The organism is Pseudomonas sp. OIL-1 (assembly GCF_010669185.1).
In the GTDB taxonomy this organism is placed as follows: Bacteria; Pseudomonadota; Gammaproteobacteria; order Pseudomonadales; family Pseudomonadaceae; genus Halopseudomonas; species Halopseudomonas profundi.
In genome coordinates, this window is record NZ_CP048629.1 from 2317963 (window position 1) to 2338194 (window position 20232).

Below are 20232 nucleotides of genomic sequence, written 5' to 3' on the forward strand. Positions count from 1 at the left end.
CAGGCGCGATCAACACACGCAAGCACGCGGTGGTTGATCGGCGGAGGCCTGCTCAGCGCTTCTTGACGTTGATATCGGTGTCTTCCAGATCCCAGGTGTTGGCCGTCTTGCCTTCATCCCTTAGCTCATATTTGAGCACGCGTCCCTGGGGGTTTTTGGGAAGCGTATCGCGGAACTCGATATAGCGAGGCAGCGCGTAGTAGGGGACGGCATCGGTCGCCCAGTAGAACAGTTCTTCTTCAGTCAGTGACGCACCCTCGTGCAGGATAGCGGTGACTTTGACGTCATCTTCGCCCTTGTCCGAGAGCACCGCATGAACCGCTACTTCGGATATCGCCGGGTGGACGGCAAAGGCCGATTCCATCTCGAAGCTTGAAATGTTCTCGCCACGACGGCGCAGATAGTCTTTCTTGCGATCCACAAAGAAGAAGAAACCGTCCTCGTCGAATTTACCGATATCACCGGTGTGAAACCACATGTTGTTCATCAGTTTGAGGGTGGCTTCCGGCCGGCGCCAGTATCCCTGAAACATGATGTCGGGTCGCAAAGGACGCACTACGATTTCGCCGGCTACGTTGGTGGGCAGTTCCTGATCATTGTCATCCATGATGCGCACATCGAAATCGGGAATACGTTTTCCCGACGAACCAGGTTTGGCGTATTCGCCTGCAGCCAATGAAGTGATCACGCAGGCTTCGGTTAGCCCGTAACCATTGCCGCCCACCAGAGGCGTGCCGAACCGAGTGCGCCAGATCTCCTTGGTTTCCTCGGTGTAAGGGTTGCCCCGGGCGGTATGGATCTGCCCGAAGCAGCGCTTCATGGATTCGTTGTCGGGGGCCTGGGCGAGCAGACCGCCCATGCCGCCGAGGATGGACGCGATGGTTGCGCCACTGCGTTCCACTTCAGGCCAGAAATTGGAAACCGAGAAGCGCGGCAGTATCGCCGCACGGGCGCCCACCAGAATGCTGGCGATAATGGTCACGCAGAGGGCATTCATATGGAACAGGGGCAGGGGAGTGATGGTCACATCATTTTCATTGGCAGGTCCTGAGCGCAATTGCAGGCGCGCCAGGTTACACATGAAGTTGTAGCTGACCATGCAGCCCTTGGAAGGGCCGGTGGTGCCTGAGGTGTAGATCAGACAGGCGAGATCGGAAGGGGCAGGCTTGTCCTCAATCGCGGTGGTGTCCGTACCGCGATGTTCATCCAGCGGCGCAACAGGCACAGTGCAATCGACTGGCGTTTCCAGCGATCCGCGATGCAGGATGCGCTTCAATACCGAGAGCTGGCCGCTGATGGCTGCAACGCGCTCCATGTAGCCGGCTTCACATATGAGTAACTGGGTGTCGGCATCTGCAATCTGGTGTCGGAGGAACTCGCCGCGTAGCGCGGTATTGATGGGTACGCTCACGGCGCGGAGCTTGTTGATCGCGAGCCAGCACACGACGGCATCAATGTTGTTGTCCAACATGGTAACGACTGTAGCGCCGCGGGTTACACCCAGGGAAGCTAGGGAGTGGGCCAGCTTGGTGGAAAGTAAGTCAACTTCTTGGAAAGTGTATAATTCTCCACTGAAATCGAGCATTACTCGGTCTGGATGGCTTGCAACTGCGCGGTCCAAAGCTGCGATAGCCGTGTCTTGTTCTCCCACGAACCAGGTTTCGGGATTGCCAGTACCGCTCATACGCATCTCCTTCCAATGCGGCTCCAGACGGGAGCCGGACAGCTTTATTTTTGATAGAGAATGGCATTCTATATCTTATTTTTTCTCTTGTCTCTAGCAAGAGTTGAACAGAAAATGCTGAATGTGACTATTTAACCTGCTAGGATGGCATTTACAAGGAAACTGACCGGGGTTGAGTATGCTTGATGAAGAGCTTGACGACACAGTGGTATCTGCTGACGTAGTTCGGGAAGGCGCGGCACTTAAGGCGGGTCGCAGTAAAATCCAGGAGCGCTCAAAGGCAAAAAAGACTACGCCTCGGCTGGCTTCCGGTTCAGGCAAAGCCCGAGCGGTCAAACCGAACAAGCGATCAGAAGAAACCATCAATAGCATTCTGCAATCCACTGAAGAGGTGGTTCTACAGTCAGGGGCGGACAGGATATCCATTCTTGATGTTTGTAAATCGGCAGGTGTGTCGCGGGGTACCTTCTACCGCTATTTTTCCTCCCAGGAAGATTTGCTGGATACCTTTTCGCGGCACAAGCGCGATCACTTTCATCAGGTACTGATGAACACCATTGGTACGGTTGAAGACCCCGAAGCACGGCTCAATGCGTTGATCACCTTTATAGATAATTACCTTGAGCAAAGTCGGGCTCAGCGGTTGCTGCTAGTGGCGCCTGAGTATGCCCTTGGGTTTTTTAGGCGAATATTCCACGATTCGATATTGCGTTTCCAGGATACCCTGGACATCGTCTTTGACGACTGGGATGAAAAGCTCGGAGTCAAGCTGGACCGGGAGCTGATCTGCGAAATGATCATTCGTTATGTTCTAAGTGAAATCCTGGTGCCGGAAAATTCCGGTAGACGTCTGCTTCCCGCACGTGTGAGGCGCCTGGTCGCTTCCCTTACCATGGGTTCTACGTCGCGGACACGGCGCTGACATCATCTGGGGAGGCGCCTGCCTCCCTTGCCTGTGTTTCTCTTGTCAGCCATCCTCCAATAAGCTGTCTGGCCGTTCTTCTGATCCCCCTCCTTCTCGGCTGATAGTCGCGGCCAGCGCCGCGTCTTATTCCTTTTCTGTGGCTATTATTTAGTCGTTATTCCCAAGTTTGTCTTAATTATAGGTTATCGCTGGAACCTTACCCGGTAAGCATCAGAGCGTTTTACGCTCTATATATCCTTTATTTTTCAACAAGATGAATGTTTATGCGAGCTGTTATCCGGGATACCGAGGTGGCGAAATGCGGGCCAAAGGCAGCGCGAAAGACATAAAGAAATTGAACAGTTTTGCGATATATGATCATTTTGTATTATGCTTCTGCATAGGGCGCCGCTCGCTTCGGCCACAAGTGCCTGGCTTTTCTACCAAATAGAACAAAACCGAGGTCTACATCATGCTTATCGATCTTCATGCACATGCGCCACATCCGGAATACTATGACCAGCATCCTCATTGGGGTCCGGCCTTTGAATCACAGCCCGATGGCGACATAAAACTGCGCGTTGGTGAATGGATCCTGTCTCTGGGGGCGCCAGAGCGCAAGGTCGCTTTGCGTGAAGCCCACGCCCGTGGCGAAACGCTTCAGGTTGCTGAATACATGGCGAAATGGGCCGACCCCAAGCATCGCCTCGCCGGGATGGATGCGGCTGGTCAGAATGCCCAGGTCATTTCCGTGCCAAGCCACTGCTACATGTATTGGGCCGAAGCTGAGTTCGGCGTTCCCTTTGCCCGCACGGTAAACGATTCGCTGGCCAAATATTGTTCCGGCGCACCGGATCGTCTGATGTTCTGGGCCCATGCGCCGTTGAACGTACCTGTCGAGGCAGCCAAAGAAATTCGCCGCGCGGTAACCGAACTGGGAGCAAAGGGGCTGGTAGCAGGTGGCTCGAACTTTGGCGGTCTGGAATTCGATTCGCCGGAAATGGATCCAGTCTGGGAAGCGCTGTGCGACCTGGATGTGCCCATGTTCGTGCATGGTTACAACCAGTCAGTGACCTGGGGCAAAGAGGCCAACACTGACCGCTACGAAACCACCGCAATCGTCGGCATGAACTACGATGAAACCAAGTGTTTCTGGTACATGATCAACGGTGGTGTGTTTGATCGCTTCCCGAACCTGAAGGTCTACATCACCCATGGCGGCGGTTACGTGCCTTACCAGCTTGGTCGTATGGCTCAGACCAACCCGAACCTTGATGTGTCCTACAACAAGAAGCCTTTCCTGGAATATCTGCGCAACTTCTATTTTGACGTTGAGCTGCATGAAGTACCCATGCGTCAGGCGATGGTTGAGGTGATAGGTGCTGATCGCGTCCTGTATGGCTCGAACTTCGGCGGCAGTGACGCGGTGCGCCACGATCTGACCTCCGACCTGAAGCTGTCCCAGGAAGATATGGACCGGATTCGCTGGAAGAATGCCTGCGAGTTGCTGCACCTGGATCCTGCCAAGGTAGGCAAGGTGGGTGACCCTGCCAAGACTGCCGGTAAGGTAGGTGCCTGATGAAACTGGCGCGCTGTTCTCTCAAGGGCGGTAAGCCTTTCTGGGCGGTTGTGGATCTGGAGCACAATGAAGTCAACCCAATCCACGGTGACTTTCAGGAGTGGGCTCCACGGGTCGCCGCCGGTGCCGGAATCAGCGCGCTGTCGCTGGCTTCCGCGCCGGTGGCAATGGCCGATGTTGTGTTCTTGCCGCCAATCGATCCGGTCAACCGGGTCGTGGTGGCGGGTGCCAATTACCTGAAACACCTGAAGGATGACTTCGGCCTTGAGGCGCCTGCCCAGCCGGTGGCTTTTCTCAAGGCTTACGGCGCCTTGATCGGCGCCCACGACCCGATCCGTTTTCCTCCGCTTACCGGGGAACTGGACCACGAAGTTGAGTTGGTCGCGGTGATTGGCAGCAGTGAGATCGATCTCCAGAATCCGCTCGCATGCGTGCTCGGTTATACCGTGGGCAATGATGTCAGCGCGCGCGATCTTCAGCGCAGCGGTCCCAAGGGTATCGGTATGGATCTGTTTGCCGCCAAGAGCCAGGACCGCACCACGGGCGTCGGGCCCTGGATCGTCACCAAGGACGAATTTCCCCAGGGTTCACCCAAGCTGCGTCTGACGCTGGCAGTCAATGGTGAGGTTCGTCAGGACGGTACTACTGCGGATATGACCTGGGATGTGGGGCAGTTGATCGCTTTTGTCCAGGCGCGGTCGAGCTTTGCCTGCGGAGATATCCTGTTTACCGGGTCGCCCGCAGGTGTCGGATTGGGGACAGGCCGCTTCCTGAATGCGGGGGACGTTGTTGAAGCCTCGGTTGAAGGCATTGGCACCCTGCGCAACGTGGTCAGTGAAAAAAACGTTTAAAGAGGCTCTTCGAATGAGTGCTGATAAAAGTAACAAGGTTGTGGTTGTCGGTGCCGGCCTGATGGGCACTGGCATCGCTCACGCTTTCGCGAGCTCGGGCTTCGAGACCGTTCTGGTTGATACCAACGCCGAGTCACTCAAGCGAGCCTATAGTGGCATCGAGAAAATACTGGGCGATGGCGTACGCCTGGGCAAGGTCACCGAAGAGGCCGCGCAGGCCGCGTTCGCCAGACTGTCGACCAACGAGAATCTGACCGAAGCCGCTACCGGCGCCCAGGTGCTGGTCGAAACCGTTTCCGAGCAGTTGGCGGTGAAGAAGGCGGTAGTTACCCAGGCGGCGGCGGTAATGGCTGATAACGCGATCATTACCAGCAACACCTCGGCGCTGAGTGTGACCGAGATCGCTGCCTCGATTCCGGCACCTGAGCGTTTCATTGGCATGCATTTCTTCAACCCTGTGCACAAGATGAAACTGGTCGAACTGGTTCGCGGCCTGGCTACCAGCGATGAAACAGTCGCCAGAACCAAGGATCTTTGCGATGCCATCGGCAAAACCTCGATCACAGTCAACGAATCGCCCGGCCTGACCACCAGCCGGATGTCCGCGCTGCTGGGCAACGAGGCGATGTATATGCTTCAGGAAGGCACAGCTACCGCTGAGGATATCGATACGGCGCTACGCATGGGTTTCAACCATCCGATGGGTCCGCTGGAACTCGGCGATCTTACCGGCTGGGACACCCGTCTTTCCGTGCTGCGCTATCTGCACGAAACCCTCGGCGAAAAGTTCCGTCCCTGTCCGCTGATCATCAAGATGGTTGGAGCAGGGCGCCTCGGTCGCAAGACCGGCCACGGCGTATACAAATATGAAGACGGCAATCGGGTTCCGGCTTCCGGGCTCAAGGCAAGCGCATTATGAATGACATCGTCATTGTGGAAGCAGTACGAACCCCGGTTGGCCGCTTTCGCGGCAGCCTGGCCGGGGTACGGGCAGATCACCTTGGATCGCTGGTCATCAATGAATTGCTTCAGCGTACGGGTCTGTCCGCCGAGCAGATTGATGACGTGATCTTCGGTTGCGTGACGCAGATCGGTGAGCAGTCGGCCAATATAGCACGTACCGCTCTGCTGGGTGCGGGCTGGCCGGCTTCAGTGCCTGGCCTGACGCTGGATCGCAAATGTGGTTCTGGCGAGGCAGCGGTGCACGCGGCCATGGGCGCTATTGCTGCCGGTGCAGCGGATATCGTGGTGGCAGGCGGCGCGGAAAACATGAGTCGGGTGCCCATGGGCAGCAATCGGGACCTTCACGGCGAAGCCTTTGGCTGGAAAGCTACCGAGCAGTACGAGCTGACTTCGCAGGGCGAAGCGGCAGAGCGCGTCGCTGAAAAGTGGCAGATCAGCCGCGAAGAACTGGACACCTTTGCCCTGGAAAGCCATCGCCATGCTGCGGCTGCCGTCGATGCAGGGCATTTCGATCGGGAGATCGTGCCGGTGCCGGTGGGCGATTACTGCGAAACGGGTTACGAAGGATTCACTGGCCTGTTCGCCGCCGACGAAACCATTCGTCGCGATACGTCCCTGGAAAAGCTGGCTACGCTGAAAACCAGCTTTCGTCCGGAAAACGGGCGGGTAACGGCTGGGAACTCGTCGCAGATTTCCGATGGCGCCGCTGCGCTGATGTTGATGTCGGCTGAAACAGCCTCACGGCTGGGGTTGAAGGCACGGGCGCGGATCAAGTCGATCACAACGGTGGGCGCTGATCCGACCCTGATGCTGACAGGTCCTATCTCAGCTACCTACAAGATTCTCGCCAAGTCGGGCTTGCAGCTTGCGGACATCGATCTGTTTGAAATCAACGAGGCGTTTGCTTCGGTGCCGATTGCCTGGCTCAAGGAGACCGGCGCTCCGGCGGAGCGCTTGAACGTGAACGGCGGCGCCGTGGCGCTGGGGCATCCGCTGGGTGCCAGTGGTGCGCGAATCATGACGTCTATGCTCAACGAGCTCGAACGTAGGAACGGTCGCTATGCCCTGCAAGCCATCTGCTGCGCGGGTGGCATGGGCACCGCGACGCTGATCGAGCGTCTTCCTTAAGCTGACAGCGCCGATCAAGATCGGTGCAGGGTGGTCTTGTATGTCGAGGATTACACCGGTTCCGTTTTCGGCCTTGCCCGAGAGCCTGGCGACTGCCCTGGACCGAGGTCTGGCTTCGGGAATGCTCAGTTCGAGCGTGCCTGTCCAGGTCTGGGCGCACCGCCCGGCGATGGCGCAAGCATGGCTTTCATTGCTCGAGCAGTTTCATACCCAGAGTTTGCTGGGTGAGCGACTCAAAGAGCTGGTTCGCCTGAAGATCGCCAGTATTACTACCTGCAAAGCCTGTCAGCTGGCGAGAAAGTCGGATGAGGTGAGCGAAGACGATATCGCCTGCCTGGCGACAGACAGTGACCGTTTTTCGCCGCCCGAACAGGCCGCCCTGCGCTACGCCGAACTTTTCGCCGGTGACTATATGGCGTTGGATGACCAGCACTATGAAGCCTTGGCGGGCTTTTTCAGCCTGGCTGAAATCACCGAACTGAACATGTATTGCGCGCTGATGCTGGCCGGCGGCCGCATGACCTATGTCCAACAGGCCTATGAGGACTGATTATGAACACTGAACTGCAGCAGATCCCCCTGAAAAAAATGGACGGCACCAGCACCACGCTCGGCGAGTTCGAAGGCAAGGTGGTGCTTATCGTCAATGTGGCGTCCCGTTGCGGGCTCACACCCCAGTACTCAGCGCTTGAAAAACTATACCGGGAAAAGCAGGACGCGGGACTGGTGGTATTGGGTTTTCCCGCCAACGATTTTAAAGCGCAGGAGCCCGGCACCGATGAGGAAATCGCCAACTTTTGCAGCACCGAATATGACGTCACCTTTCCCTTGTTCTCGAAGATCAGCGTACATGGCGAACAGCAACATCCGCTCTACAAGGCGCTGACCGCCGCCGCGCCGGAAGCGATAGGTGAGGGTCCCATGCGTTCGAAGCTGGCGGGATATGGCATCGAGCCGAACGCCGCGCCGGAGGTGCTGTGGAATTTCGAGAAATTCCTGATGAACCGCGACGGTCAGGTCGTGGCGCGCTTTGCGCCGGACGTGGATATGAGCGAGCCCCAAGGGCTGACCGTTATCGACGAATGGTTGGCCCGTTGAAAAAACGGTTATTGAGCAATAAACCTAAAATAGTTCAAATTCTGCGCGTTCAGGCATAAGCTGGAAAGCGATGCCAGGAACAACAAGAGGATAGCGTCATGTCTGAACAGAACAAAAGCAACCTTGAACAGGTGTTCGCCGATGTGGCGAGCAATTATCAGGGTACCGATATTGACCTGCACGCGGCCTATGCCGAGATGCGCAAGAATAGCCCGGTGCTGGAAGGGAACTTCATGGAGCGCTTGGGCGTTCCGTCGATAGCGGGTGTAGACCCTGATCGCCCGTGCTTCACGTTGTTCAAATATGACGACGTTATGCGCGTCATGCGCGACGCCAACCAGTTTACCAGCGGGTTCATCGCAGAAGGACTGGGCGCTTTCTTTGATGGATTGATCCTGACCGCAATGGACGGCGATCAGCACAAGAACATGCGCAACCTGTTGCAACCTGTATTCATGCCGGACACTGTCAACCGCTGGAAGGAAGATCGCATCGACAAGGTCATTCGTGAGGAATTTCTGACTCCGATGGCGCCGCAGAAGGGTGCGGATCTGATGGATTTTGCGCTGTATTTCCCGATCCGGGTCATCTATTCGCTGATCGGCTTTCCCAACGACCAGCCGGAAAAAATAAAGCAGTACGCTGCCTGGGCACTGGCCATTCTTGCCGGTCCGCAAGTCGATCCGGCCAAGGCCCAGGCGGCCAAGAAAGCCGCCATGGAGGCGGTAGTTGCGCTCTATGATGCGATCAAGGTAGTGGTTGCCGAGCGCCGCGCCGAAGGTGGGGAAGGCGATGACCTGATCAGCCGCCTGATCCGCGCCGAATATGAAGGCCGCTCGCTTGATGACCATGAGATCACTACCTTCGTGCGTTCGCTGCTGCCTGCGGCGGGGGAGACCACTACCCGTACGTTCGGCACCTTGATGACGCTGCTGCTGGAAAACCCGGAACTGCTCGAACGCGTGCGCAACGACCGCAGCCTGGTGAACAAGGCGATCGACGAATCGATTCGTTTCGAACCTGTTGCGACGTTCAAGGTGCGCCAGACAGCGGAGGAAACCGAAATTCGCGGTGTCAAGATTCCCAAGGGGGCGATGGTGTCGTGCATCGTCAGCTCAGCCAACCGGGACGAGGAGTTCTTTGATAACGCCGATACCTTTGATATCGACCGTCGGCAGCGTCCGTCCTTCGGCTTTGGTTTCGGGCCGCACATGTGCATTGGCCAGTTCGTCGCCAAGACTGAAATCAACTGCGCCCTCAACGCGGTGCTGGACATGTTCCCGAATATCCGTCTCGATCCTTCCAAACCGGCCCCGGAAATTACCGGGGCGCAGCTCCGCGGTCCGCATAAATTGCACGTCCTTTGGGACTGAGTTAGCCGCACCAGTATCAAGCAGGGCTCGCTGAAAACCGGCCAGAGACCTGCTTGTTTCCTCGTCTCCAGCGAATCGAGGGAGGCAGCTTCAGGCAAGACCCCCCCGTGATAATCCAAAAAGATATAGACACAAATCAAAAATGTGTTTAAATCAACTCTGATCTGAACTAACATCGTAGAACAAACACAATCCGCGAACAGCGAAGGGGAATACACCATGAATCTCGAAGACCTCATCCTCGTCAGTGTGGACGACCATGCGATCGAGCCGCCGGACGCCTTCAAACACCACATGCCTGAAAAATTCAAAGGTCGTGAGCCGCACGTCGAAAAGCGTGGGGATCGTGATGTATGGGTATTTGAAGAAGAAGCTACCGGCTACATGGGCCTCAACTCTGTAGTGGGGCGTCCGAAGGAAGAATACGGGATGGAGCCGCTGGGTTACGACCAGATGCGTCGTGGTACCTGGGATGTGAAAGCGCGTGTCGATGACATGAACGCCAACGGCGTACTGGGCTCGCTGTGCTTCCCGACCTTCCCTGGTTTTGCCGGCCAGCGTTTCCAGACCCATGGCAACCGGGAAATCGCCCTGGCGGCGATCCAGGCCTACAACGACTGGCACCTGTACGATTGGTGCAATGCGATGCCGGGTCGATTCATTCCCCTGATGCTGGTGCCTTACTGGGATATGAAAGCCGCCGTCGCAGAGATCAAGCGTCTGTCTGCCCAGGGTGTGCACGCGCTGTCGTTTTCGGACAACCCTGCCCGCCTGGGTTATCCGTCTATTCACGACGAATACTGGGACCCGATGTGGAAGGCTTGTGCCGATAACAATGTGGTGATCTGTTGCCATATCGGTTCGGGCGGCAAAGCAGAACACGCTTCGGACCTGTCGCCTATCGACGCCTGGATCACTACCATGCCGATTTCGATCGCCAACGCGGCGGCCGACTGGATCTGGGCTCCCATGTGGAAAAAGTTTCCGACCCTGCGCATGGCTCTTTCAGAAGGCAGCATTGGCTGGGTACCTTATCTTCTTGAGCGGGCTGACTTTACTCACCGTCATCACAACGCCTGGACCAATGCGGACTTCGGCGGAAAAATGCCGAGTGACATCTTCTTCAAGCACTTCGTTACCTGCTTTATCGAGGACAACTTCGGATTGCAGAATCTCAAGTTCATGAACGAAGACATGGTTACCTGGGAAAGCGACTATCCGCATTCCGATTGCACCTGGCCGCATTCTCCCGAAACGACCTGGGCGCATCTGAAAAACCTGACCGACACACAGATCAATAAGGTTACCCACCTCAACGCCATGCGTGAGTTCTCTTATGATCCGTTCGCCGTCCTCGGTGGTCGTGAAAACTGCACAGTCGGCGCACTCCGCGCTCAGGCGACGCATGTCAGCACCGAGCCTGCTCTGGGTCTCGGCGGCGCCGAAGTCACGCGTAAAGATGGCAAGCCCGTCACCTCCGGCGACATCAATGCGATGTTTGAAAGTGCAGACGCCAAAACGGCCATCTGACGCTTGGACTAACGCCTTGCCTTGCCATCGGCCGCAGCCGGTGGTGAGGCGGGGGCCAACCAACAAACCTGCTTTCTGCATTGCTTCGAGCAGTTGAGGGTGTCTTGTTGATGAGTATTTCCCAATTTAACTACAGCACCATACCGCCAGAAGCCGAAGCGCTGCGTGCTGACGTCAGGGCGTTTATCGATCAGGCTCTGCAGGATTATCCGCCGGTCAAACGAGCCTATTCGTGGATGGGATTCGACGCCGAGTTCAGTCGCCTGCTCGGGCAGAAAGGCTGGCTGGGTATGGCGCTGCCAAAACGGTACGGCGGGGCAGAGGCATCACCCTTTGCACGCTATGTGATCATTGAAGAGCTGCTCGCTGCGGGTGCGCCGGTATCGGCCCACTGGATCGCTGATCGACAGAGCGCACCGCTGATCCTGCGCTTTGGCACCGAAGCTCAGAAGGAAAAATACCTGCCGCTGATATGCCGCGGCGAAAGCTATTTCTGTATCGGGATGAGCGAGCCGAACTCCGGATCCGATCTGGCATCCATCAAGTCCAGCGCCCAGCGCGTCGACAATGGCTGGCTGGTCAATGGTCAGAAGGTCTGGACCACCAATGCCCAGCATTCGCATTACATGATTGCGTTGCTGCGCACCGGTAACAAGGAAGAAAGCGGCCGCCACGGCGGCATGTCGCAGTTCATCATCGATCTGAGTCTGCCCGGCGTCACGATTCGGCCTATTGCCGATCTGGCGGGCGGTGAGCATTTCAATGAAGTGTTTCTGGATAACGTACGCCTGGACGCGGACGCCCTGGTGGGTGAAGAGGGCAACGGCTGGGGACAGGTGACTGCCGAGCTGGCATTCGAGCGCAGCGGCCCGGAGCGTTTTCTCAGCAGCATTGCGCTGCTGCACACGGCCATCAAAGCTATCGGCTCCAAGCCCGACGCGCTGCAGGCTCGAGAAATAGGGCGCATCTCCGCTCGATTGCTGACGCTGCGCAATATGTCGCTGGCGGTAACCAGGCAGTTGAGCGACGGTGAGAACCCGGCTTGGGCTGCCTCGTGCGTCAAGGATCTGGGTAATGTTTTCGAGCAGGATCTCCCGGAAATGCTGCAGGTGCTGGTTGAAGAACAACCCCAGGTGGGCGGCGGGTCCGATCACGCCCAGGTGCTTGCCTACCTGACCCAGATGGCGCCGTCTTTCTCATTGCGCGGGGGCACTCGCGAGATCCTTCGCGGGATCATTGCACGTGGATTGGGGCTCAGATAATGCGAGAACTTTTTGAATCGACAATAGAACGCTTACTGGGTGACATCGCCACGCCTGAATACATCCGCGCGGCTGAGTCCGGAGCCTGGTCCGCCGACCTCTGGAGTGCGTTGGAGGACAACGGCATCCTGCTGGCAGGGGCGCCAGAAGCTGCCGGCGGCGCAGAGGCCAGCTGGTCCGAGCTGTTTGTTATCGCCCGCGCCGCAGGCCGGTTTGCAGCGCCCGTTCCGCTGGTTGAAATGTTGCTGGGCAACTGGTTGTTGGAGAAGGCCGGTATTGGCGCCCGGAGCGGTGTGCTTACAGTCGCTACCGACTCTTGCTTGCAGTGGAACGGTGGCAGGATTTCCGGCGAGCTGCGTCAGGTGCCGTGGGGACGGCACGCCGAACTGGTGATTGCAATGGTGGGGGAGGGAGCTGAAAGCACTGTCCTGCTAGTGGAGCCGGCTGCAGCGGAAAACATCATACAGGGAACCAATATTGCCGGAGAGCCTCGCGATACGCTCCAGTTCGCCGCGGCGAACGTCGTGGCATCGGCGCCTTTGCCCGCCGGGCTCAGCGAGTCGGTCTTGCTTACCGGTGGCGCCATGTTGCGCTCCGCGCAGATGGCTGGTGCGTTGACCGCATTGATGGAACTCACCTCCGGGTACGCGGCGGATCGCAAGCAATTCGGGCGGCCCATTGCGGCATTCCAGGCGATCCAGCAGCAGCTGGCTGTACTGGCGGAGCAGACGGCCGCAGCGAACATTGCTGCCGAAGCCGCCTTCGTCGAATCCACCGACCACCTGGCTGCCTTCAGTATCGCTGCCGCCAAGGTAAGCACGGCCGAGGCGGCGAGTCTCGGAGCGGGGATAGGTCACTCAGTGCATGGCGCTATCGGCTTTACCCAGGAATACACGCTGCACCTGCTGACCCGTCGCTTGTGGGCATGGCGGGGTGAATACGGATCGTCGACGTTCTGGAGCAAGCTGCTCGGCGCGCACATCTGCGCCGCTGGCGCCCAGAACTTCTGGCCCGCCATTACTCATGCGCAGCAACAAGAGTTGATCGTCCCGCCACAAGGATCACATCTATGAGCGAGTTTCTACAGGTACAACGCAACGGCGGAGTAGCCGTGGTCAGGATGAATAGTCCTGAAACACGCAACGCCCTGTCCGAACCGTCCCAGATGCAGGAGTTTGTCGACCTCTGCCGCGATCTGCGACGCGACCAGAGCGTCAGGGTCATGGTCCTGACCGGTAACGGCAAAGCTTTTTGTGCGGGCGGCAATATCAAGGACATGCAGAATCGCGAGGGCATTTTTGCCGGCTCGCCATATGACCTGCGCGATACCTACCGCAACGGTATCCAGCAGATCCCGCTGGCGCTCTACGAACTGGATATCCCGATTATCGCTGCGGTGAACGGACCCGCTATTGGCGCGGGGCTTGATCTGGCGTGCATGTGTGATATCCGCATCGCCAGCGATAAAGCCCTGTTCGCTGAAAGCTTTGTGAAACTTGGCATTGTGCCGGGTGACGGCGGCGCCTGGTTGTTGCCGCGCATCATCGGCATTCCCAAGGCCAGCCTGATGGCTTTCACCGGGGACACCATTGATGCGGCCAAGGCGCTGGAGTGGGGCCTGGTTGAGCAGGTCTGCACGCCGGAGGCGCTAGAGTCGGAAGCGTTGGCGATGGCCGAGCGCATTGCCCGGAACCCGGGGCATGCTCTGCGTCTCTGCAAGCGCCTGCTGCGTGAAGGTCAGCACATGCGGTTGGACTCGTTGCTCGAGCTCTCGGCCGCCTATCAGTCTCTGGCTCACCACACTGAAGATCACCGCGAAGCGGTCAGTGCGTTTGTAGAGAAGCGCGAACCGAATTTCAACGACAAATAATGAGCCTGCTCAAAGGAGACCATCACGATGCGTAGCGTATTTCGTGAAGACCACAACATGTTCAGGGAACAGGCCCGTCGCTTTGTCGAGCGGGAAATCGTTCCGAATCTGCATGAATGGGAAAAAGCCGGGATTGTTCCCAAGGAAGTATGGCTGAAAGCCGGCGAAATGGGCTTGCTGTGTTCAACCGTGCCTGAGGAATACGGCGGTGCGGGCGGGGATTTTGGACATTCAGCCGTGATGATCGAAGAACTCGCACGCGCCAATGCCACGGCTGTGGGTTTTACTACCCATTCGGAAATCGTTGCGCCCTATGTGGTCGCCTATGGTTCCGAAGAGCAAAAACACAAATGGCTGCCCAAAATGGTCAGCGGCGAGATGATTGGCGTGATTGCCATGAGCGAGCCGGGAATCGGCAGCGACTTGCGCTCCATGCGCACCGTACTGCGCCAGGAAGGTGATGAATACGTAGTGTCTGGCCAGAAAACCTTTATCACCAACGGCGGCAACGCGGATCTGGTGGTGACGGCTACCAAACTGGACCCTGCGGGCAAGGATCTTACGTTGGTGTGTGTGGAAACCGACCGGGCCGGATTCTCCAAGGGCCGGTTGCTCGACAAGATCGGTCTGAAAGGCCAGGACACTGCCGAGCTGTTTTTCGACGACGTGCGTGTACCGGTGAGCAACCGGCTCGGCGAAGAAAACCGGGGATTCAAGTACCTTACCCATCAGCTTGCCTGGGAACGATTGATTATTGGGCTGCGCGCAGCACAGTCGATTGAAACCTTGCTTGAAGAAACAATCGCCTACACACGCGAGCGCAAGGTGTTCAGCAACACTGTGTTTGACTTCCAGAATACCCGGTTCAAGCTGGCCGAAGTGAAGGCCCAGGCGACCATGTTACGTGTCTTCGTCGACGATTGTCTGGAAAAGGTCATGGCTGGCGAGTTGACTGCCGATGTGGCGGCAATGGCAAAATTGCTCGGCTCGGAAATGCAAGGAAAGATGCTTGACGAGTTGCTCCAGCTTCATGGTGGCTACGGTTTCATGAGCGAGTACAAGATAGGGCGTGCCTGGGTTGATGCCCGCGTTGCGCGGATCTACGGTGGAACCTCGGAAATCATGAAGGAGATTATCAGCAGGAATCTTTGACGAGGCCTGGATCTTCAGATCTTGCCGCCCAAAACAAAAAGCAGGAGATAGGCTATGTTACTGATCTGTCGAAATGTTGTTCTGGTTGCCACGATGTTCCTGGTTGCCAATGTGTTTGGTCAGGGCATTCCGGAAGATCGCTACGCCGAAGAGGCGGATCGCGCAAAGTCGCTTTTGCGCAAAGCCGTCGACCACTATCAGGAGAATGGCGAAAAGGCCATCGCCGCGTTCAGTCGGCAAGGACAGTTCATTGATGACGAACTCTATGTCTATGTCATCGATACCGACGGCATCATGCTCGCCAGTGGTGGGCCCTCGGCCAATCTGATTGGGCGAGATGTCAGCCAGGCGCTGAACGACGACCTGAACAAGGGCTTCAAGGAAGCGCTGGCCCTGCCGCCAAGCGACACAATACATCATGCCGACTATCGTTGGCAGAACTGGCAGGATGGCCGCGAAGAGCGCAAGCGAGTCTTTTTTCAACGCGTTGATGGCAAGGTTTTTTCGGTGGGCTATTACATGCCCCGTTCAAGCGAAGGAGAAGCGAAAGCGCTGCTCAATCATGTCGTGGAGGCGGTGAAGGAAAATCCACAGCAGACCTTCGAGCGAATCAACAAGCTGGATGCTGAGTACCTTCGGGATGATCTTTACGCCTTTGTTGTTGATCGCGAAACTCAGCGCTTCATTGCCCATGGTTACAATCTGCGCCTGGTCGGCAGCGATTTTCGCAAGCTGCACTCCGCCGACCGACATCCAATTGGTAGCCAAATTCTGGAGGCCGCTGCGCAGAGCGGGAGCGGTCGTATTTCCTATCTGTGGCCCAATCCAGTAACCCGCAAGAATGAACCGAAAGTGACCCTGTTCGAGGCGACGGACAACTATATCGTTGCCGTGGGGTACTACCTGGACGAAGAACAGTAGCGAGGGTGCTGATATGCCTGATGCGCCCATAAAGTCCCGGCCAGCCGTTCTGATCACTGGCGGCGGTCAGCGCGTAGGTTTGCATTGCGCTCGCCGCCTGGTTGAGGATGGCTTCCAGGTGGTAATCAGCTGCCGCCGGCTGAGAGCGGAGTGGCAAACCACTCCGTTGCAGGGTATTGACGTCATCGTGGCTGATTTTTCAACCGTGGAAGGCATTGCAGAGTTCATAGCGGCAGTCGCGGCGAAGAGGTTACGTTTAAGAGCCATCATTCACAACGCCTCATTGTGGCTGGAAGACGAGGGGTTGACGCCCGAGCAGTTTCAGCAGATGTGCATGGTGCATATGCAGGCTCCCTACATGATCAATATGGCGGCTGCAGACTGGTTCGATTCAGGCCCGGCTGACATCATCCATATTACCGATCATGATGCGCTCGGGGGCAATGCTGATCACGTCGCCTATCTGGCCACCAAAGCCGGCCTGGAAAACATGACGCGATCCTTCGCTGCTCGTTTCGCGCCGGACATCAAGGTCAACAGTATCGCCCCTGCGCTGATCATGTTTAACGACAATGATAGTGAAGAGTTCAAGAAACATATCCTGTCCCGTTTGGCTCTTGGCGTCGAGCCAGGCCCCGAGGTGGTTTATCAAGCTGTGCGCTATGTGATGGGCAATCCCTATATAACCGGTACGTGCCAAGATCTGAACGGCGGCGGCATGCTCAAATTTGCTTAAGGAAACACAATGAGTACAGAGAATCTTGCTCTCCAGTATGAGGCGATTTTGCGCGGCATTGGGGAGGATCCGCAGCGGGGCGGGTTGGCAGGGACTCCGCTAAGAGCAGCCAAGGCCATGCAGTTTCTGTGCAAGGGCTATGAGCAATCGCTGGAAGAGATCGTCAATAATGCGCTGTTCGATGCCAAGGGTGACGAGATGGTGATCGTCAAGGATATCGAGCTCTACTCTCTTTGCGAGCATCATATGTTGCCGTTTGTCGGCAAGGCCCATGTTGCCTATATTCCCACCGGTAAGGTTATTGGTCTTTCCAAGGTGGCGCGCATTGTCGACATGTTTGCTCGACGTCTGCAGATACAGGAAAACCTGACTCGTCAGATCGCGGAGGCACTGCAGCAGGTGACTCAGGCTGAAGGGGTGGCCGTAGTGATAGAAGCCAAGCACATGTGCATGATGATGCGCGGGGTTGAAAAACAAAATTCCACTATGTTCACCTCGGTTATGCTGGGTGCTTTCCGTGAATCAGGTAACACTCGTCAGGAGTTCCTGCAACTGATTGGCCGGGGCTAACCGGCCCATCTTTGCTGAGATGTCAGGCGTCAGTAGAAATAGCTAAGTTTCCCCAGCGCTGCATTTCCTGTTTTCTCGAGGCTAACCGGGTTTCAGCCAGCCCGACGGCATCGGAACCCACTATAAAATGGAGTGGAGCTTCCGGATTCAATGCTAACTCGACTAAAGCCTGGCCAAGCTTCTCTGGTGATCCGGGTTGCTTATGGTTGTTGTTAGCAGATGATGAGCGAACTTTATCAGAGAATGTCTTATATTCGGGAAGGGGCTCGCTGCCAAAGTGAGCTGAACTATCGTCCAGAAAGTCCGTGCGGAAGGCACCGGGTGCGACCGAAGTAACCTTAATGCCAAAGCCTGCAACTTCCTGCGCCAAGGATTCTGAAAAACCAGCGACGGCAAATTTGGAGGCGCTATACACGCTAGCACCCGGCATTCCGACAAGGCCAGCGATCGATGCAATATTGAAAATATGCCCAGAGCGTTCTTTACGCATCACAGGTAACACCATTCTGCACATGTTGAACAAGCCAAACACGTTGGTGGCGAACTGATGCTCAACATCGGCAATGCTATTGTTTTCAAACGGGCCCAACTGGCCATAGCCTGCGTTGTTTACCAAAATATCGATCTTACCGAAAGTGGCTACAGTAGATTCCACTGTCTTGTGGCTCTGATCCATTGATGTGACATCAAGTGCAAGCGTTAGGACTTTATTTGCGTCGTAGCCGCGAAACGCTTCGCTGATCTTCGCTAATGTCCTTCCGGTTACCACTACATTGTCACCGGCCGAAATGGCGGCATTGGCTATGTGCCAGCCAATGCCTCTATTTGCGCCTGTGATTAGCCATGTACGCATTTATTATCCTCGAAGTTGGCAATTTTTAAGTGTCTTGATTCAATAAATTATACACAAACGAAAAAAGTGTCAATTTAGTGGTGCCGCAGGCCGTGAAGTGTGAGGCGAACGCTTGCGAGATTACATCGCCCTAGAAATATCCGACATCGCGTTTTGAATGTCCCAGAAACCATTTAGGTGTGGCTCGAAGCAAGCATCAGGGTGAATTTCCCCTAGTTTCGTAGATACCTCCAGGCCTTATAATCAAGGCACCCAGGAGGTCCAATGAGCAACTCTCGCTACACCGAAGAATTCAAAATCGAGGCCGTCAAGCAGGTGGCTGACCGAGGTCATTCTGTCGCCGAAGTCGCGGCTCGGCTGGGCGTGTCAGCACACAGTCTGTATCAGTGGATCAAGCGATACGATAATCCGACGAACCAACGTCAGCATGACGATGAGCTCCAAGCCGAGAATCGGCGGCTGAAAGCTGAGCTCAAGCGCGTATCGGAAGAGCGGGATATATTAAAAAAGGCCACCATCGCCAATTTGAAGTGTCGACGCCCAATGTTGCCTGGGTGACAGATATAACTTACATCCGCACCTATGAAGGCTGGCTGTATTTGTCCGCGGTTATCGACCTGTTCTCTCGCCAAGTCGTCGGCTGGTCGATGAATCACACCGGGTTTTATTGAGGCCGTTCCATTTAAGTCAGGCCGCCATGACCTGACTGGTGTGTTGCTGGTAGAAGTTTGCCTCAGCTTCTGCCGGCGGTATATACCCGATCGAATCCAGTAGGCGCTGGTGGTTGAACCAGTGAACCCATTTCACGGTGGCGATTTCCACGACTTCGCGGCTCCGCCAGGATTGCCGGTAAATCAGCTCGGCTTTATACAAGCCGTTGATGGTTTCAGCCAAGGCGTTGTCGTAGCTGTCGCCTTTTCTGCCAACAGAGGGCTCTATTCCGGCTTCAGCGAGACGTTCTGTATAACGGATGGAGACGTATTGGCTACCCCTGTCGCTATGTGGTGAACCAGACCGTCCATTTGGCCTGGCTGTCGGGCGTACAGGGCTTGTTCCAGGGCATCCAGGACGAAGTCTGTTTTCATGTTGCTGCTCACAAGCCAGCCAACGATTCGTCGAGCGAAGACATCAATAACGAAGGCTACATAGAGCCGGTCAGCGCAGTCAACACGGTAATGCGTTTGGCCAACAGATCCTGGCGCACGGTCAAGCCTGTGGCCGACTGCGGAATTACTAGGCGAGTCGCTGTACGCAAAGATGCTCCGTCCGGAATGGATCATTCAGATGTGCAAGCAGCGGTCGAGAACATGCGAAGCAAAGGGCAAAGCGAAGCAGCTGCAGTAACGCTCCTTGCCAAAAGCCTTGGGCTGCGACTCAACGAAGGTTCGCTGCTTGATGCCGTTAAAGCATTGAAGCAGGCGCATGTCGAGGGGGTGATCGGAGCGACCGATGGCACCAAAGGCGGCAGATTTGGGACTGTTCCCGTTATCCGTGCAGACCAGTTCGCCGCCCTGCAAGCAGCGGCGGCCATCCAAGGTCAGGGACGAGCAGTTATACCGTCGGATCTCGACTGGAAAGAGTTCAAAAAGGGAAGCTCAAGACAGCGCGGCTAACGCTAAAGGCGCATCGTATTAACAAATACCATGACCTGCGTGCTGCCTATGCCTGTCGACGATACGAGGAGCTGACGGGTCATCCGGCGCCGGTAATTTCAGGCCGGATCGTGGATCGGCAGACCGACCGTGAGGCACGAAGCAT

At 56.4% G+C, this 20232-nt stretch carries 19 protein-coding genes and 2 pseudogenes; 18 read left to right on the forward strand and 3 right to left on the reverse strand.

Annotated features, from left to right (window positions below; genetic code table 11):
- Positions 1-52 precede the first annotated feature (52 nt).
- Entirely contained in the window at positions 53-1684 is a 1632-nt protein-coding gene (locus G3M63_RS10830; protein WP_150300477.1) for an ATP-dependent acyl-CoA ligase, read from the reverse strand.
- A gap of 178 nt (positions 1685-1862) precedes the next feature.
- Here G3M63_RS10830 and G3M63_RS10835 point away from each other — a divergent pair, with 178 nt between their 5' ends.
- From G3M63_RS10835 to folE, 16 genes are all read left to right on the forward strand, one after another.
- Positions 1863-2606, forward strand: a complete 744-nt coding sequence (locus G3M63_RS10835) for a TetR/AcrR family transcriptional regulator (protein WP_150300476.1) — start codon at positions 1863-1865, stop codon at positions 2604-2606.
- 454 nt (positions 2607-3060) lie between these two features.
- Complete coding sequence (locus G3M63_RS10840; protein ID WP_150300475.1) at positions 3061-4167, forward strand: amidohydrolase family protein; 1107 nt, start codon at positions 3061-3063, stop codon at positions 4165-4167.
- Positions 4167-5018 carry a fumarylacetoacetate hydrolase family protein gene (locus tag G3M63_RS10845; RefSeq protein ID WP_150300474.1) on the forward strand — a complete coding sequence of 284 codons (852 nt, stop codon included), beginning with the start codon at positions 4167-4169 and terminating at the stop codon, positions 5016-5018. The genes G3M63_RS10840 and G3M63_RS10845 overlap by 1 nt, the downstream gene beginning before the upstream one ends.
- Before the next feature lie 13 nt (positions 5019-5031).
- Entirely contained in the window at positions 5032-5937 is a 906-nt protein-coding gene (locus G3M63_RS10850; protein WP_150300473.1) for a 3-hydroxyacyl-CoA dehydrogenase, read from the forward strand.
- Positions 5934-7109, forward strand: coding sequence for a thiolase family protein (locus G3M63_RS10855; RefSeq protein ID WP_150300472.1), 1176 nt, complete (start codon positions 5934-5936; stop codon positions 7107-7109). The genes G3M63_RS10850 and G3M63_RS10855 overlap by 4 nt, the downstream gene beginning before the upstream one ends.
- Positions 7110-7149: 40 nt before the next feature.
- The gene (locus tag G3M63_RS10860; RefSeq protein WP_150300471.1) at positions 7150-7659 is read left to right on the forward strand and encodes a carboxymuconolactone decarboxylase family protein; all 510 of its coding nucleotides are present in this window, start codon (positions 7150-7152) and stop codon (positions 7657-7659) included.
- Between the two features lie 2 nt (positions 7660-7661).
- On the forward strand, positions 7662-8207 hold the full coding sequence (locus tag G3M63_RS10865) for a glutathione peroxidase (protein WP_150300470.1): 546 nt from the start codon (positions 7662-7664) through the stop codon (positions 8205-8207).
- A gap of 98 nt (positions 8208-8305) precedes the next feature.
- Positions 8306-9580, forward strand: coding sequence for a cytochrome P450 (locus G3M63_RS10870; RefSeq protein ID WP_150300469.1), 1275 nt, complete (start codon positions 8306-8308; stop codon positions 9578-9580).
- Positions 9581-9799: 219 nt separating this feature from the next.
- Positions 9800-11110 (forward strand): amidohydrolase family protein, encoded by a 1311-nt coding sequence (locus G3M63_RS10875; protein WP_150300468.1) that lies wholly within the window; start codon positions 9800-9802, stop codon positions 11108-11110.
- 110 nt (positions 11111-11220) lie between these two features.
- Complete coding sequence (locus G3M63_RS10880) at positions 11221-12372, forward strand: acyl-CoA dehydrogenase family protein (protein WP_150300467.1); 1152 nt, start codon at positions 11221-11223, stop codon at positions 12370-12372.
- Positions 12372-13445, forward strand: coding sequence for an acyl-CoA dehydrogenase family protein (locus G3M63_RS10885; RefSeq protein WP_150300466.1), 1074 nt, complete (start codon positions 12372-12374; stop codon positions 13443-13445). Before G3M63_RS10880 ends, G3M63_RS10885 begins: the two co-directional genes overlap by 1 nt.
- Positions 13442-14242, forward strand: a complete 801-nt coding sequence (locus G3M63_RS10890) for a crotonase/enoyl-CoA hydratase family protein (protein ID WP_150300465.1) — start codon at positions 13442-13444, stop codon at positions 14240-14242. Before G3M63_RS10885 ends, G3M63_RS10890 begins: the two co-directional genes overlap by 4 nt.
- Before the next feature lie 27 nt (positions 14243-14269).
- Positions 14270-15394: an acyl-CoA dehydrogenase family protein gene (locus tag G3M63_RS10895; protein WP_150300464.1), complete on the forward strand. Its 1125-nt coding sequence runs from the start codon at positions 14270-14272 to the stop codon at positions 15392-15394.
- A gap of 54 nt (positions 15395-15448) precedes the next feature.
- Complete coding sequence (locus G3M63_RS10900) at positions 15449-16315, forward strand: cache domain-containing protein (protein ID WP_223825010.1); 867 nt, start codon at positions 15449-15451, stop codon at positions 16313-16315.
- Between the two features lie 13 nt (positions 16316-16328).
- Entirely contained in the window at positions 16329-17051 is a 723-nt protein-coding gene (gene folM, locus G3M63_RS10905; protein ID WP_150300463.1) for a dihydromonapterin reductase, read from the forward strand.
- 9 nt (positions 17052-17060) lie between these two features.
- Positions 17061-17621, forward strand: coding sequence for a GTP cyclohydrolase I FolE (gene folE, locus G3M63_RS10910; RefSeq protein ID WP_150300462.1), 561 nt, complete (start codon positions 17061-17063; stop codon positions 17619-17621).
- A 22-nt stretch (positions 17622-17643) separates the two neighbouring features.
- Here the strand turns inward: folE and G3M63_RS10915 are convergent, their stop codons facing one another.
- Positions 17644-18474: an SDR family NAD(P)-dependent oxidoreductase gene (locus tag G3M63_RS10915; protein WP_163983034.1), complete on the reverse strand. Its 831-nt coding sequence runs from the start codon at positions 18472-18474 to the stop codon at positions 17644-17646.
- Positions 18475-18738: 264 nt separating this feature from the next.
- Between G3M63_RS10915 and G3M63_RS10920 the strand changes: the two are divergent.
- A pseudogene (locus G3M63_RS10920) lies at positions 18739-19124 on the forward strand (transposase); the annotation flags it as partial.
- Between the two features lie 37 nt (positions 19125-19161).
- On the opposite strand, the pseudogene G3M63_RS10925 reads toward G3M63_RS10920, so the two are convergent.
- Positions 19162-19625, reverse strand: a pseudogene (locus G3M63_RS10925) (IS3 family transposase); the annotation flags it as partial.
- A gap of 156 nt (positions 19626-19781) precedes the next feature.
- Here G3M63_RS10925 and G3M63_RS10930 point away from each other — a divergent pair.
- The gene (locus G3M63_RS10930) at positions 19782-20087 is read left to right on the forward strand and encodes an integrase domain-containing protein (protein ID WP_256670019.1); all 306 of its coding nucleotides are present in this window, start codon (positions 19782-19784) and stop codon (positions 20085-20087) included.
- Positions 20088-20232 lie beyond the last annotated feature (145 nt).